14 protein-coding genes are annotated in these 14355 nt (G+C 72.9%); 7 read left to right on the top strand and 7 right to left on the bottom strand.

Going from position 1 to position 14355, the window contains the following annotated elements:
- The first annotated feature begins 30 nt into the window (after window positions 1-30).
- A complete protein-coding gene (locus tag ACERMF_RS02920) occupies window positions 31-765 on the top strand; it encodes a LuxR C-terminal-related transcriptional regulator (protein ID WP_373667520.1) in 735 nt (244 codons plus the stop codon).
- On the opposite strand, the gene ACERMF_RS02915 is transcribed toward ACERMF_RS02920, so the two are convergent.
- The 5 genes from ACERMF_RS02915 to ACERMF_RS02895 all read right to left on the bottom strand — a co-directional run bounded on the left by ACERMF_RS02915 (window position 762) and on the right by ACERMF_RS02895 (window position 4156).
- On the bottom strand, window positions 762-1133 hold the full coding sequence (locus ACERMF_RS02915; protein ID WP_373667519.1) for a DUF6027 family protein: 372 nt from the start codon (window positions 1131-1133) through the stop codon (window positions 762-764). The genes ACERMF_RS02920 and ACERMF_RS02915 overlap by 4 nt on opposite strands.
- Window positions 1130-2338, bottom strand: coding sequence for an acetyl-CoA C-acetyltransferase (locus tag ACERMF_RS02910; protein WP_373667518.1), 1209 nt, complete (start codon window positions 2336-2338; stop codon window positions 1130-1132). The genes ACERMF_RS02915 and ACERMF_RS02910 overlap by 4 nt, the downstream gene beginning before the upstream one ends.
- Window positions 2339-2442: 104 nt before the next feature.
- Window positions 2443-2922, bottom strand: coding sequence for a bacterioferritin (bfr, locus tag ACERMF_RS02905; RefSeq protein WP_373667517.1), 480 nt, complete (start codon window positions 2920-2922; stop codon window positions 2443-2445).
- A 66-nt stretch (window positions 2923-2988) separates the two neighbouring features.
- Window positions 2989-3255, bottom strand: a complete 267-nt coding sequence (locus ACERMF_RS02900) for a bacterioferritin-associated ferredoxin (RefSeq protein WP_373667902.1) — start codon at window positions 3253-3255, stop codon at window positions 2989-2991.
- 70 nt (window positions 3256-3325) lie between these two features.
- Entirely contained in the window at window positions 3326-4156 is an 831-nt protein-coding gene (locus ACERMF_RS02895) for an ABC transporter ATP-binding protein (RefSeq protein WP_373667516.1), read from the bottom strand.
- A gap of 254 nt (window positions 4157-4410) precedes the next feature.
- On the opposite strand from ACERMF_RS02895, the gene ACERMF_RS02890 reads away from it, so the two are divergent.
- Window positions 4411-5946, top strand: coding sequence for a phosphoenolpyruvate carboxykinase (locus ACERMF_RS02890; RefSeq protein ID WP_373667515.1), 1536 nt, complete (start codon window positions 4411-4413; stop codon window positions 5944-5946).
- 172 nt (window positions 5947-6118) lie between these two features.
- On the opposite strand, the gene ACERMF_RS02885 is transcribed toward ACERMF_RS02890, so the two are convergent.
- On the bottom strand, window positions 6119-7129 hold the full coding sequence (locus ACERMF_RS02885) for a YeiH family protein (protein WP_373667514.1): 1011 nt from the start codon (window positions 7127-7129) through the stop codon (window positions 6119-6121).
- A gap of 65 nt (window positions 7130-7194) precedes the next feature.
- Window positions 7195-9459 carry a xanthine dehydrogenase family protein molybdopterin-binding subunit gene (locus ACERMF_RS02880; protein WP_373667513.1) on the bottom strand — a complete coding sequence of 755 codons (2265 nt, stop codon included), beginning with the start codon at window positions 9457-9459 and terminating at the stop codon, window positions 7195-7197.
- Between the two features lie 107 nt (window positions 9460-9566).
- On the opposite strand from ACERMF_RS02880, the gene ACERMF_RS02875 reads away from it, so the two are divergent.
- The 5 genes from ACERMF_RS02875 to ACERMF_RS02855 are packed head-to-tail and all read left to right on the top strand — an operon-like array spanning window position 9567 to window position 14331.
- Window positions 9567-10055: a (2Fe-2S)-binding protein gene (locus tag ACERMF_RS02875; protein ID WP_373667512.1), complete on the top strand. Its 489-nt coding sequence runs from the start codon at window positions 9567-9569 to the stop codon at window positions 10053-10055.
- A 1-nt stretch (window position 10056) separates the two neighbouring features.
- Window positions 10057-10938 (top strand): xanthine dehydrogenase family protein subunit M, encoded by an 882-nt coding sequence (locus ACERMF_RS02870; protein ID WP_373667511.1) that lies wholly within the window; start codon window positions 10057-10059, stop codon window positions 10936-10938.
- Window positions 10935-12002, top strand: coding sequence for an alpha/beta hydrolase family protein (locus tag ACERMF_RS02865; RefSeq protein ID WP_373667510.1), 1068 nt, complete (start codon window positions 10935-10937; stop codon window positions 12000-12002). Before ACERMF_RS02870 ends, ACERMF_RS02865 begins: the two co-directional genes overlap by 4 nt.
- 46 nt (window positions 12003-12048) lie before the next feature.
- Window positions 12049-13071 (top strand): LacI family DNA-binding transcriptional regulator, encoded by a 1023-nt coding sequence (locus tag ACERMF_RS02860; RefSeq protein ID WP_373667509.1) that lies wholly within the window; start codon window positions 12049-12051, stop codon window positions 13069-13071.
- Window positions 13072-13086: 15 nt separating this feature from the next.
- The gene (locus ACERMF_RS02855) at window positions 13087-14331 is read left to right on the top strand and encodes a threonine synthase (protein ID WP_373667508.1); all 1245 of its coding nucleotides are present in this window, start codon (window positions 13087-13089) and stop codon (window positions 14329-14331) included.
- The last annotated feature ends 24 nt before the right edge of the window (window positions 14332-14355 follow it).

The following is a 14355-nucleotide window of genomic DNA, read 5'->3' as shown; positions in this document are numbered from 1 at the left end:
AGCTCGCTGTCGGTTCCCAAAGGCTCCCCCGTGCATCGAAGCGGTCCCATCCTCGGCGACCCTGATGCGGTCATGCCCCCGATCGAGCCGGCGGCCGAGTCGGCGGCGGGCGACCTGCTGCTGACGGCGCCGCAGTACGAGACCTCCACGACGATCCTGGTCTGTGATGCGCGTCCGGTGTTCCGCGCCGGCCTACGGACCCTGCTCGCCGAACAGGAGGTGGCCGGGGAGTGCGGCGTCGACGCCGTCGTCGAGCACCTGCAACTGCTGCGTCCGACGATCCTGGTGGCGGGCCTGCGCGACGACGACCCCGAGACCTTCCGCGTCGTCGCGACCGCGAAGGCCCTGCACGAACACCTGCGCGTGCTGGTCGTCGCCGACGGCGCCACCGTCATCGACCTGCGCGAGGCCGTGATCGCCGGCGTCGACAGCTTCCTGCTCACCAGCGCCAGCGCGGACGAGCTGCGTGACGCCGTCGCGCGGACCGCTGCCGGCGAACGAATCATCTCCCCCTCGATCGCGATGCAGCTGGCCGGCTCGTGGCGGCAGGAACCGCGCGAGTCCGGTGCGTCGGCCCTGACGCCCCGCGAGCTCGAGGTGCTGCAGCTGCTCGCCGAGGGCCTGACCAACCAGCAGGTGGGGCTGCGGCTCGGCCTGTCGGCGCGCACGGTCAAGACCCACGTGCAGAACCTGCTGGTCAAGCTCGACGTGCCCGATCGCACCGGGGCGGTCGCGCGCGCGTTCCGGTTGGGCCTGATCCGCTAGTCGTCCGTCGGCGTGTCCGGGTCGGCGTCGATGCCGGCGCGGAGCCAGGCGACGACGTCACGCATCGCGGCGTAGGCCGCCAGCCTCGCGGCGTCGGTCCCCGCCCGTTCCGCCTCGGCGACCAGGCGGGCAAGGTGGTCGACACCCGAGACCCCGAGTTCGAGCAGCGCCTCGCTCCCCCCGCTCGCCCAGCGCGCCAGGACGTAGTGCGCGAGGGCGCCCACGGGCAGCCCGCTCGCCTCGCTCAGTCCACGCAGCGTCTCGAGCGGATCGAGGTGCCCGTACGCCGCGACGTCGGCGCGCAGCCCGGCGAAGGCGTCGTCGCCGGCCGGACCGTCCCAGCGCTGCAGCTCCAGCCGCTCGGTCATGCCAGCCGCTCGACCACCATCGCCATGCCCTGGCCGCCACCGACGCACATCGACTCCAGGCCGAAGGTGGCGTCGCGGTGACGCAGGCCGTTGAGCAGGGTGCCGGTGATGCGGGCACCGGTCATCCCGAACGGATGGCCGACGGCGATGGCGCCGCCGTGCGGGTTGAGCTTGTCGAAGTCGATCCCGAGCTCGCGGGCCGACGGGATGACCTGGGCGGCGAACGCCTCGTTGATCTCGACGATGTCCATGTCGTCGATCGTCATGCCGGCGTGGTCGAGTGCCTGGCGGATCGCACCGACCGGACCGAGCCCCATGATCTCGGGGTCGAGCGCCGACACCCCGGTCGACACGATCCGCGCGAGCGGCTGGATGCCAAGCTGGGCCGCCTTGGTGTCGCTCATGATCACCAGAGCGGCGGCGCCGTCGTTGAGCGGACAGGCGTTGCCGGCCGTGACGGTGCCGTTCGGCCGGAACACCGGCTGCAGCTCCGCCAGCTTCTCACGCTCGGTGCCCGGCCGCGGCGAGTCGTCCTTCGCCAGGGTCTGGCCGTTCGGCAGCTGGATCGGGGTGATCTCGCGCTCCCAGAATCCCTCGGCGTCCGCCTTGGCGTAGCGGGTCTGGGACGCGTACGCGAAGTCGTCCTGGTCCTCGCGGGACACGCCCCGGAGGGCGGCGACGTTCTCCGCGGTCTGGCCCATCGGGATGTAGATGTCGGGCAGCCCGTCGGCCGGCTCCCAGCGGTCCGCGCCCGCTTCGGCGGTGCGCTGCGTGCGGGCCTGCGCGTCGGCGAAACGGGGGTTGTTGGTGTCGGGCAGCGAGTCGGAGTTGCCCTTGACGAAGCGCGAGACCATCTCGACGCCGGCCGAGACGAACACGTCGCCCTCGCCGGCCTTGATGGCGTGGAACGCCATCCGGGTGGTCTGCAGCGACGAGGAGCAGTAGCGCGTGACCGTGGTCCCGGGCACCTCCCAGCCCAGCAGGGTGGTGACGACGCGGGCCATGTTGAAGCCCTGTTCACCACCGGGCAGGCCACAGCCGAGGTGCAGGTCCACCACGTCGGACGGGGACAGCGACGGCACCTGGTCCATCGCCGCCTGGATGATGGTGGCGGTGAGGTCGTCGGGTCGCAGCTCGGTCATCGAGCCCTTGAAGGCGCGACCGATGGGGGTTCGGGCGGCGGCGGCGATCACGGCTTCGGGCATCGGTGGTTCCTCCAGCGCAGCGGGGACGACGGCGAACGGGCTCCCGACGAAAGGCTAACGGCTGGCGCCCTCACCACCGCGGTCGGGCACGGTGGCCGGGGCGCCTACTCCGCACCGAGGGTGAACTGCGCCAGCCAGTTCTGCAGCCCGACCAGCTCGATGGCGTCGAGCTGGGTCTCGTAGAAGTCGAGGTGCTCCTCCTCCTCGCGCACGGCCTCGGCGAGCAGCTCGCGCGTGCCGTTGTCGCCGACCTCGAGGCACAGCGCGATGCCCGCGTTGAGCTTGTCGACGGCTTCGGCCTCGCGGGCCATGGCGAGCTGCAGCATCTCCTGCGCGGTTTCGCCGACCTGCACCGTGTTCATGCGCTGCAGGTTGGGGTGCCCCTGGAGGAACAGGATCCGGTCGATGTAGCGGTCGGCGTCCTCCATCTCTTCGAGGGAGTACTTCTTGAACACCGCGCCGAGCCCGTACAGGCCCCAGCTGTCGAGCATGCGGTAGTTGAGCCAGTACTGGTTGATGAGCGTCAGCTCGAACGTGAGGATGTCGTTGAGCAGTTCGATGATCCGCTCGTCGCCACGTGCCATGGTGTGTCCTCGTGCAGAGTCGGACGAGCCGCCGTACGCGACCCGGAGGTGGGACGCGACCCTAGGTCAGCCGGCCGCCGGCCGGGCCAGTGCCGGCCCCGGGCTGAAGGAGGTGTGGCCGGCCAGACGCCGACGCGCGGCCTGGCGCAGGCCGACCAGCTCGGGGGTCCGGATCGCGGCTGCGGCCTCGGCGAGCAATGCCTCGATGGTGGGCACGCATCCCCCACAGGCGTCGCCGGCACCGCAGCGCGCGCCGACGGCGTCGACGTCGGCGGCACCGTCGGCGATCGCGGCACGGATGGTGCGGTCGCTCACGACGTTGCAGTGGCACACGTACACGGCGGGTGCTCCGGCGATGAGGCAGTTCCGGCGAACCGGGCGACCACGCCAGATTAGGTGAACCTCACCTGTCTGTCGAACGCGCCAGGTTCGTGTCGGCGGCCACCGCGCGGGCCGTGAACCTCCCCTGGGTCGCGCCGACCGCCACCGCGAGCCCGAAGCACCGCGACACGGGGCCGTCACGCAGCACCTCGTCCACGGCGCCCGAAGCCACCGGTCTCCCCTCGCGAAGCAACAGGGCGGAGCGGACGCCTCGGGGCAACTCCTCGAGGTGGTGGGTGACCAGGACGGTGGTGGGCCCGCCCGGTTCGGCCAGCACCGCGTCGAGGTCGCGCAGCAACGACTCGCGACCGCCGAGGTCGAGGCCGGCGAACGGCTCGTCGAGCAGCAGCAGGTCCGGGTCGGCCGCCAGGGCACGTGCGATCCGGACCCGTTGCCGCTCCCCCTGCGAGAGCGTGTCGACCCGCCGCTGCGCGAGGTGCCCGGCGCCCACCCGCGTCAGCGCCCGCTGCGCGGCGTCGGCGACGACGGGGTCGTCGAGCACCGTCGGGGGCGGCCACAGGCCGCCGGTCACCGCGGCGGCCACCAGCGGAAGCGCCGGTGCGCGCACGTGCAACAGCTCGTCGAGGGCCGTGCTGACGAAGCCGATCCTGGCGCGCAGCGCCCGCAGGTCGGTCCGTCCGAACCGGGCGCCGAGGACGCTCGCCTCGCCGACCGTGGGAAAGCGGTGGGTGGACAGGACGCGCAACAGCGTGGTCTTGCCGGAACCGTTGGGGCCGAGGACGGCGAGGTGCTCGCCGCGGGCAACCTCGAGGTCGACGTCGGCCAGCAGCGTCGCACCGTCGACGCGGACGCCGATCCCGCGCAAAGACACCGCCTGGTCCCACTCGTCCATGCGTGTGCACTCTCCCTCGAAGCGCCGACCGCGGTGACGACCCGGCGGCCACGGCAGAGGCTAGCCCTCGACGCAGCGGCCGACCGCACCCGCCCGATCGTCCCGTCCGCGCGCGATATTTGGTGCTGCCAACGATTGCAACCGCAAAATTCCGCAAACGCGCCAATTCGTCCGCCGTCGTCCCGGCCGGCTACCGTTGTCCACGAGGGTCGCCGCCCGGTGGAGGGCCGGGCACCTTCCCCGGAGGATCGAGCGTGACGTTCGCGTTGCCGCAAGCCAAGTCCGTCGTAGCCAACCCCACGCAGGCCGAGCTCCGGGAATGGGTGCTCGAGTACATGCCGCGCGTGACCGAAACGGAGTTCGGGAACCTCAACTACCAGGCGCGGATCCTGGCCCGGTTGACGCCTTCGACGTTCTTCGTGTCCGACGAACCGACGGGCAAGCAGGTCATGCCCCGTGCCGAGGCGCAGCAGTGGGCCGAGAAGCAGGACGCCTACATCGCCGAGCAGGACATGGTGCTGATCGAGGGCTACGTCGGCCCCGACCCGGCGTTCCGCACCGGGACGCGCCTGTTCATGGAGAAGGCCAACAGCAACGTCCCGGCGATGCAGCAGCAGCTGTACTTCGACCGCGACGACGACTGGACGCCGGAGTTCACCGTCATCTACACCCCCGGCTTCCGCGTGCCCGAACACCACGAGGAGTGCCTGATCCTCGTCGACCTCGACAACTACGTCACCCGGGTGTTCGGCTCGGACTACTTCGGTGAGTCCAAGATGGGCTCGCTGCGGATGTGGAACAAGCTGGTCTACGACCGTGGCGGGCTGGCGATGCACTCGGGGGCGAAGACGTTCCCGGCCGAGTCGACCCCCGACGGCAACGAGCGGCTCGCGCTGATCATCGGTCTCTCCGGTACCGGCAAGACGACCACCACGTTCCGCAACGTCAAGGGCTCGCTGCCCGTGCAGGACGACTTCATCGCGTTGATGCCGGGCGGCACCGTCTACACCACCGAGAACGGCTGCTTCGCGAAGTCCTTCGGGCTCGACCCCGACGACGAGCCGACCATCTACGGCGGCGCGACGCGGCCCGACGCCTGGCTCGAGTCCGTCGCCGTCGATCCCGAGACCGGCAAGGTCGACTTCTTCGACGACAGCTACACCGCCAACGGCCGGGTGACGTTCCCGATGGCGAACATCCGCCACCGCGACCCCAAGGACCTGCCGAAGGCGCACTACCTGTTCATCCTCAACCGCAACGAGAACCTGATCCCCGCGGTCGCCAAGCTGCACCCGGAGCAGGCGGCCTACTACTTCATGCTCGGCGAGACGAAGGGCACCTCGGCCGGAGGCGCCCACGAGGCCGGCAAGAACCTGCGCGTGCCCGGCACCAACCCGTTCTGGTTCGAGGAGGAGTCCTCGATGGGCAACCGGTTCCTCGAACTGCTCGAGACCTGCGACCTCGAGGTCTACCTGTTCAACACCGGCCGGATCGGCGGCGGGGACGACGACGACCGTTCGAAGAAGGTCCGCATCCCCCACTCGGCGGCCGTGCAGGAGGCGATCGTCGACGGCACGATCGAGTGGGAGGAGGACCCCGACTTCGGCTACCTCGTCGCCTCGACGCTGCCGGGCATCGACGACGAGGAACTGCTGCAGCCGCGCAAGCTCTACGAGCGTCAGGGCCGCATGGACGAGTACCGCGCCCTGGTCGACAAGCTCGAGACCGAGCGCGCGGAGTACCTCGCCAAGTTCGCCACGCTGGACCAGAGCATCGTCAAGGCCGGCTGACCCGCCCACCGGGACGCTCGGGAGGGGCCCCCGCGGGGGCCCCTCGTCATGTCGCGGGACCGGCTCCTTGTCGCGCCGATCCCGCAGGCGTGCGGCGGATACGCGACACGGAGCTGCTCGCGCGACATGGCGCGGCGAGGCGGGGCGGCGGGGCGCGGTCAGGCGGGGCAGGTCAGGTCAGGGTGAGGGCGCCGAGGGTGGCGACGACGGCGCAGGCGACGGCGGTCGTCAGCCCGGCCGCGACGGCGCGGGGGCCGACCTCGCGCAGCGCGGACAGCCGCGTCTGCAGCCCGAAGGCGGCCATGGCCAACACCAGCAGCGCGGTGGTCGAGGTGGCGACCGCGTCCAACAGCGCCACCCACCCGCCGGCGTCACCGAGCACCCGGTCCCCCAGGGTGCGTACCGCCGCGGCGGCGACGAACCCGACGAGGTACCACGGCACCCGGATCCGGACGCGCCCGCCGTCGGCCGTCACGGCGCCCCGGCGCCGACCGTGGACCACGCTGAGCACCAGCAGCACCGGCACCAGCAGGCTCGTGCGTGCCAGCTTGACGATCGTGGCGGTGCCGCCGGCCTCCGGGCCGAAGCTGAATCCCGCGGCGATGGCCTGCGCGGCGTCGTGGACGCCGGCGCCGGCCAGGACCCCGAAGGTGTCGGCGTCCATGCCCAGCCGGTGCCCCACGACGGGCAGCACCACCATCGCCGCGGTGCCGAACACGGTGATGATGACCGAGGCGACCGAGACCTCGTCCTCCTCGGCTCCCACGATGGGTGCCGCGGCGGCGATGGCGCTGGTGCCGCAGATGGCCGTGCCGATTCCGACGAGCCAGGCCAGACGCGGCGACGCGCCGAGCCGGCGGCCGACCACGACGCCGAAGGTGAGCCCGGTGGCCACGACGGCCAGCACCACCAGCAGGCCGCGTGCCCCGACCTCCAGCACCACGCCGAGGCTGAAGCGCAGCCCGAGCAGCACGATGGCCAGGCGCAGCAGCCCGCGAGTGGCCAGGCGGAATCCCGGGACGGCGCGTCCGCCGGTGAGCTCGGGCACGGACAGCGACAGCAGGAGTCCGACGAGCACGGCGATGAAGACGGGGCTGAGGCGGGGGCCGTCGGCTCGTGCGAAGGCCGCCGCGACCGCGAACGCCGCCGCGGTGACCACGGCGGCCAGGACGAGGCCGGGCACGACGGGACGCACCCTGTCGGACGCGGCCGGCGCGCGCGGGTCGGGGTCGATGCGGCCGCTGCCCGTCACGACCGACGGGCGCGCTGGATGGCGCTCCAGACCGTCCGGGCCGTCAACGGCATCTGGAGGTCGTCGACCCCCAGCGGCTCGAGCGCGTCGAGGACCGCGTTGACGATCGCGGGTGGCGCGCCGATGCACCCCGACTCGCCGGAGCCCTTGACCCCGAGCGGGTTCGACGGCGCGGGGCTGACGAGCCGGTCGCTGACGATCGGTGGCGCCTCCATGGCGGTCGGTACGTGGTACTCGGCGAACGTGGTGGTCCGCAGTTGGCCGTCCTCGTACTGCAGTCCCTCGTACAGCGCCTGGGCGATGCCCTGCATCAGCGAGCCGACGACCTGCCCCTCGACGATCTCGGGGTGCAGCACGTTGCCGCAGTCGTCGACGGCGACCAGCTTGCGGATCTCGACCCTGCCGGTGGCGCCGTCCACCTCGACGACCGCGACGTGGACGCCGTACGGGAAGGTCTGCGCCTGCGGGTCGAACCGCTCCTCCTCGTGCACGGCGACGCCGTGCTCGGCGGCGAGCCGGCCGAGGTCGGCCAGCGTGACGGCGACCTGCGGCGCACCGGTCACGGCGACCTCGCCGTCGCGGAACTGCAGGTCCGCGGGGTCCACCTCGAGGTGTTCGGCGGCGAGGTCGCGCAACCGGTCGCGCAGGCGGCCGGCCGCGAGGTGGATCGCCGAGCCGCCGACCTGGGCCGAGCGGCTCGCGAAGGAGCCGATGCCGTCCGCGACCGCGTCCGTGTCGCCGGCGACGACCTCGACGGTGTCGGCGGCCACGCCGAGCACCGCGGAGGTCAGCTGGGACCAGACGGTGCGGTGTCCCTGGCCGGTGGCGCAGGTGCCGGTGCGCACCACGACGTGGCCGTCGTCGGCGAGTTCGACCCGCGCGTACTCGTCCGAGCCGATGGCGCCGCCGGCCCGCTCGACGAAGGCGCCGATCCCGATGCCAAGTCCGTGGTCGCCACGGGCCCGCCGCTGTGCCTGCTCGGCGCGCACGGCGTCGTAGTCGGCCAGGCGCAGGGCGAGGTCGAGCGCGGCCGGATAGTCCCCGCTGTCGTACAGCGCCCCGGTGGCCGCCCGGTAGGGCATGCGGTCGGGCGCGACGAGGTTGCGGCGACGGACCTCGGCGGGGTCGAGGCCGCAGGCACGGGCGTAGGCCTCCATCGCGCGTTCGATGGCGTAGGCGGCCTCCGGCCGGCCGGCCCCCCGGTACGAACCAGTCGGCGCCCGGTTGGTGACCACCATCCGGGTCGTCACCGACAGGTCGGGAAGGTCGTAGAGGCCGCCGGCGACGAACCGCGCGAACAACGGCACCTGGGACCCGTTGTGCGGGTAGGCGCCGAGGTCGGCGACGATCTCGACGCGGGCGCGGCGCACCCGACCGTCGGGGTCGCCGGACAGCGTGACCGTGTGGTGCAGGCCGCGTCCGTGGGTGCCGCCGAGGAAGTGCTCGGTGCGGTTCTCGACCCAGCGCACCGGCCGGTCGAGCCGGAGTGCGGCGGCCGCGACGGCCACGTACTCGGGGAACAGCATCCCCTTCATGCCGAACGCGCCGCCGACGTCGGGCACGACGACCCGGATGCGGGCCGCATCGAGGCCGAGCAGCCCGGCGAGCTGCCGTTGGAGGCGGTGCGGCGCCTGGTGCCCGCACCACACGGTCAGCCGGCCGTCCTCGCCGGGTTCGCACAGGATGCCCAGCGGCTCGATCGGCGCGGGCGCCAGCCGCTGGTTGTCGACGCGGACGGTGACGCTGACCGGACCGGCGGGACCGTCGGCCGGGTCCTCGACCCCGACCACCGAGGACGAGACGAGATTCGAGCCGTGCCCGGGATGCAGCACGGAGGCGTCCTCGAGCGCGGCGACCGGGTCGGCAACGACCGGCAGTTCGTCGAGCTCGACCCACATCTCGGCGGCGTCGGCCGCGGTGTAGCGGTCCTCGGCGACCACCAGCGCGATCGGTTCGCCGACATAGCGCACCCGCTCGCGCGCCAGGATCTCCCGGGGCATCGCGACCTCGGGACCACGGCCGGTCGCACCGGGAATCGGCGGCAGGTCGAGGTCGTCGGCGGTGAACACCCCCGCGACGCCGGTCATCCCCTGTGCGTCGGAGCGGTCCACCTCGACGATCCGGGCGTGGGGGAGATAGCTGCGCACGAAGGCGGCGTGCAGCAGGCCCGGCGGGCGCAGGTCGGGGACGAACCGGCCCCGCCCGTGGACGAGCCGGTCGTCCTCGAGCCGGTGGGGCGCGGTGCCGGGGGCCGTCGCCATCGCTGCTCCTGGGGTGCTCCACGCCGTGGGCGGCAGATCCTGTTGCAATCGATTGATACCGCGCGTTACGTTAGCATCGCCCTGAAGCGGACGCGGGAGGGGGCAGCATGCCATCGATTCGACTGACCGTGGACGGCGACGCCGTGACCCGTGACGTCGACGCCCGGGTGCTGCTGGTCCACCTGCTGACCGACGACCTCGACCGTACAGGGGTCAACGTCGGCTGCGACTCGACCAACTGTGGCGCGTGCACGGTGCTCCTCGATGGTCGCAGCGTGAAGAGCTGCACGGTGCTGGCCGTGCAGGCCGACGGTTGCGAGGTGACGACGGTGCAGGGTCTCACACCGCCCGACGAGCCCGCGGCCTGGCACCCGCTGCAGTCGGCCTTCCGGGACTGCCACGCGCTCCAGTGCGGGTACTGCACCCCGGGCATGATCATGGCCGCCAAGGACCTGCTCGACCACAACCCACGCCCCTCGGACGCCGAGATCCGCGAAGGCCTCGAGGGCAACCTGTGCCGCTGCACCGGGTACGCGCCCATCGTGGCGGCGGTGCGCCAGGCCGCCGACGAGCTCGCCGCGCAGCCGGGGGCCTGAGGTGTTCCCGGCGGCCTTCGACTACCACCGGGCGGAGACGGTCGACGACGTCGTGGCGGCGCTGTACGAGCACGGCGACGACGCGAAGCTCCTCGCCGGCGGGCAGAGCCTGCTGCCGCTGATGAAGTTCCGCCTCGCGACACCGGGGGTGCTGATCGACATCGGCCGCGTCGAGGCCCTCCGCGGCGTACGTGTCGACGGCGACCACCTCGAGATCGGTGCCGCGACGACCCACCAGGACGTGATCGACGCGCCCGTGCTGGCCGCGCGCTGCGGAGCACTGGCCGCGGTCGTGCGGCGGATCGGCGACCCGCAGGTCCGGCACCGCGGGACGATCGGTGGCGCGATGGCCCACGGTGACGCCGCCGGTGACCTGCCGGCCCTCGCCCGTGCCCTCGACGCGGAGTTCGTGCTGGCGAGCCAGAAGCGTCGCCGCCGGGTCCGCGCCGCCGACTTCTTCACCGGGCACCTGCAGACGGTGCTCGCGCCCGAGGAGGTGCTGCTGGCCGTCCGTGTGCCCGACCTCGCCGGGTGGTCGTGGGCGTACGAGAAGTTCGCGCCCGTGTCGCACGCGTGGGCCGTCGTCGGCGCCTGCGCGCTCGTCCGCCGTAAGCAGGGACGGATCGCCGACGTTCGCGTCGGGCTCACGCACATGGGCGAGGTACCCCTGCGTGCGACGGCCACCGAGGGTGCGCTGCGCGGTGGTCCCGCGGAGCCGGCCGCGATCGCCGCGGCAGCCGCGCTGGCCGACGTCGACACCTCGCCCCCCAGCGACAGCAACGCCGACGCCGCCTTCCGCCGCCACCTCGCGCGCGTCCTGACCGCCCGCGCCCTCGGCCGGGCGCTCGACCTCGACGTCCCGGACCCGGAGCCACGACCATGACCGACGAGCGCGTCACCGCCGCCATCAGCCACTGGGCCCCCCGGTTCGTCGCCAACGGGGTTCCGCTGACCGACTTCCAGGAGGTCACCGGTGGCGTGGAACGGTGGGAGGAGTGGTGCGGGGCCTGGGCCGAGCGCGCCGGCATGCACGAGCAGCTGGGTCGCGAGGCACTGGACGCCGGCCGGCGACAGAGCGCCGGTGCGCACCTGACGACGGCGGCGGTCTGTTACCACTTCGGCAAGTTCCTGTTCGTGCAGGACGTCGAGGAGATGCGTGCGGCGCACCGTCGTGCGGTGGCGTGCCGCACCGACGCCCTCGCCCTCGTGGACCCGCCGGGTGAACGCGTGGCCGTCCCCTTCGAGGGCACCTCCCTGTACGGCAACCTGCGGCGACCGTCCGGCGTCGAACGTCCGCCCGTCGTCGTGATGTGCATGGGGCTCGACTCCGCGAAGGAGGAGATGCACGCGTACGAGCAGCTGTTCCTCGCCCGCGGGCTGGCCACGTTCGCCTTCGACGGACCGGGCCAGGGCGAGGCGGAGTACGACCTGCCCATCCGCGGCGACTACGAGGTCCCGGTCGCGGCCGTGGTCGACCACCTGCAGGCACGACCCGACCTCGACGGCGACCGCATCGGGCTGTGGGGCGTCAGCCTCGGCGGCTACTACGCCCCCCGGGCGGCCGCGTTCGAGAAGCGCGTCAGGGCCTGCATCTCGCTGTCGGGGCCCTACGACTGGGAGGCCGGATGGGACGCGCTCCCCGACCTGACCAGGGAGGCGTTCCGGGTCCGGTCCCACCTGGCGACGCAGGACGAGGCGCGCGAGCACGGCCGCTCGCTGACGTTGGTCGACGCCGCACCGCAGATCTCGTGCCCGTTGTTCGTGGTGACCGGCAAGCTCGACCGACTGGTGCCCTGGCAGGCCGCCGAGCGGCTGGCGACGGAGGCCACCGGGCCGACCGAGCTGCTGGTCATCGAGGACGGCAACCACGTCGCCAACAACCGCGCCCACGCCTACCGCTACCGCACGGCGGACTGGATGGCGCAACACCTCGGAGGCCGGCTCTGAACCGCTTCACGGCGGCTTCCGGCGCGCTGGCCTAGGGTCCCCCACCATGGCCAAGACGACGATGTCCGACGTCGCCCGGTTCGCGGGTGTCGACGTCTCCACGGTGTCGCGGGCGCTCAACGAGCGCACCGCGGCCATGCTGCGCTCGGAGACGGTCGAGCGCGTGCTCGCCGCGGCCAGCGAGCTCGGCTACCAGCCCAACGTGCTCGCCCGCGGACTGCGGACCCAGCGCTCGCACACGGTCGGCATGCTGCTGCCCGACCTCACCAATCCGTTCTTCCCGCCCATCGTGCGCGGGCTCGAGGACGCGCTGGACGCGGGCGGCTACACGCTCATCGTCACCAACACCGACAACGACGCCCGGCGCGAGGCACGCAGCCTGCAGAGCCTGGTCGGCCGCCAGGTCGACGGCCTGGTCGTCGCGACCTCCCACCTCGACAGCGACGAGGGCACCGCGGCCGTCGGCAACCTCCCGGTCGTGCTGGTCAACCGTCGTGGGACCGATCCGTCCGTGCCGGCCGTGGTCCCCGACGACGCCGCCGGGGTCACGCTGGCCGTCCGACACCTGCTCGACCTCGGCCACCGGCGGATCGCGCACGTCGCCGGACCGACCGACACCTCCACCGGACGCAGCCGGGCCGAGGCGTTCGAGACCTTCGCCACCGACGCCGGGGTCTACGACCCCGCGTTGGTCGAGCACGCCGCGATCTTCGCCGTCGGCGACGGCATGGAGGCGTGCCAGCGCCTGCTCGAGCAGCACCCCGACGTCACGGCGATCTGCGCCGCCAACGACCTGCTCGCGATCGGCTGTCTGCGGGCGCTGCGGGCGGCCGGCCGCCGGGTGCCGCAGGAGGTGTCGCTGGTCGGCTTCAACGACATGCCGCTCGTGGACCTGATCGATCCGCCGCTGACGACCGTGCGCATCCCGCAGTACGAGATGGGACGTCGGGCCGGCGAGCTGCTGCTGGGGCTGCTCGACGATCCGCCCGCCCGCCGCGCCCGCAAGGCGGTCGAACTCGCCCCCGAGCTGGTGGTGCGCCAGTCGACGGCCGCGCCCGGCGCTTCCTGAGTCCGGAGAGTCCCCATGCCCGACTCGACCCTCGTCTCGCTGCACGGTTCCAGCTCCGGCGAGGCGTACGACGCCGACCAGCTGCACCGGCTCGACCCGGTCGACGACCGGCCCCTGCTCGCGACCTACGACCTCGAGGCGGCGGCCCGGACCCTGACCCCCGCGTCGCTGCGGGAACGTCCGCGGGGCCTGTGGCGGTGGCGCGAGCTGCTGCCGGTCCGCGACCCCGCGGCGATCGTGCACCTCGGCGAGGGCGACACCCCGCTGGTGACGGCGCCGCGACTCGGCCACCGCCTCGACCTGGGCGATCTCCGGATCAAGGCCGAGGGCGGCAATCCCACCGGGTCGTTCAAGGCCCGCGGCATGACCGCCGCCGTGTCCCGCAACGCCGAACTGGGCGCCACGAGCTTCATCGCGCCCTCGGCAGGGAACGCCGCCGGCGCGCTTGCGGCCTACGCCGCCGCCGCGGGCCTGCCGGCGACCGTGCTGATGCCCGTCGACGCGCCCGAGGTGAACCAGGTCGAGGTGCTGGTGTGCGGCGCCGAGCTGATCCTGGTCGAGGGACTGATCAGCGACTGCGGCCGCGTGGGAGCGCAACTGGCGGCGCTGACCGGCGCCTTCGACGTCTCGACCCTCAAGGAGCCCTACCGGGTCGAGGGCAAGAAGACGATGGGGCTCGAACTCGCCGAGCAGTTCGGCTGGGAGCTGCCGGACGTGATCCTCTACCCCACCGGTGGCGGCACCGGTCTGGTCGGGATGTGGAAGGCCTTCGCGGAGCTCGAGGCCCTCGGCCTGGTCACGGGCCGGCGCCCCCGCATGGTCGCCGTGCAGGCCACCGGCTGCGCACCGATCGTGCGCGCCTTCGAGCGCGGCGACCTCGAGGCCGAACCCTGGCAGGGGGCGACCACCCGCGCCGGCGGCATCCGCGTGCCGGGGGCCGTCGGCGACCGGCTCATCCTGCAGGCATTGCGGGATTCCGAGGGAACGGCGGTCGCCGTCGACGAGGCCGACATCGACCGGGCGCAACTGCTCGCGGGGGCGCACGGCGCCGGCTACGTCAGTCCCGAGACCGCCGCGGTCGTCGCCGCCACCGGGGAGTTGCGTGCCTCGGGCTGGATCGGTCGCGACGAACGCGTCGTCGTCTTCGACACCGGCATCGGTGCCAAGTATCCGGCACCGCCCCTTCCCGGGCGCCCGCCCGTGGTGGACCCCGCCGACTTCGACCCGGGGGCCCTGCTGGCGGCGCTGCGACCGGCGTGACCTGGACGCCGGCGTGTGCGTCCT

Source organism: Egicoccus sp. AB-alg6-2, from assembly GCF_041821025.1.
GTDB lineage: Bacteria > Actinomycetota > Nitriliruptoria > Nitriliruptorales > Nitriliruptoraceae > Egicoccus.
The sequence above is the reverse complement of the archived record's forward strand: the minus strand, read 5'-3'. Positions and strand labels throughout refer to the sequence as shown.

Excerpts from the sequence above, each read along its gene's own strand:
- ACERMF_RS02865 (WP_373667510.1), top strand. The coding sequence starts at position 10,935 with ATGACCGACGAGCGCGTCACCGCCGCCATCAGCCACTGGGCCCCCCGG.
- ACERMF_RS02910 (WP_373667518.1), bottom strand. The coding sequence starts at position 2,338 with ATGCCCGAAGCCGTGATCGCCGCCGCCGCCCGAACCCCCATCGGTCGC.
- ACERMF_RS02875 (WP_373667512.1), top strand. The coding sequence starts at position 9,567 with ATGCCATCGATTCGACTGACCGTGGACGGCGACGCCGTGACCCGTGAC.
- ACERMF_RS02855 (WP_373667508.1), top strand. The coding sequence starts at position 13,087 with ATGCCCGACTCGACCCTCGTCTCGCTGCACGGTTCCAGCTCCGGCGAG.
- bfr (WP_373667517.1), bottom strand. The coding sequence starts at position 2,922 with ATGGCACGTGGCGACGAGCGGATCATCGAACTGCTCAACGACATCCTC.
- ACERMF_RS02860 (WP_373667509.1), top strand. The coding sequence starts at position 12,049 with ATGGCCAAGACGACGATGTCCGACGTCGCCCGGTTCGCGGGTGTCGAC.
- ACERMF_RS02880 (WP_373667513.1), bottom strand. The coding sequence starts at position 9,459 with ATGGCGACGGCCCCCGGCACCGCGCCCCACCGGCTCGAGGACGACCGG.
- ACERMF_RS02895 (WP_373667516.1), bottom strand. The coding sequence starts at position 4,156 with ATGGACGAGTGGGACCAGGCGGTGTCTTTGCGCGGGATCGGCGTCCGC.
- ACERMF_RS02915 (WP_373667519.1), bottom strand. The coding sequence starts at position 1,133 with ATGACCGAGCGGCTGGAGCTGCAGCGCTGGGACGGTCCGGCCGGCGAC.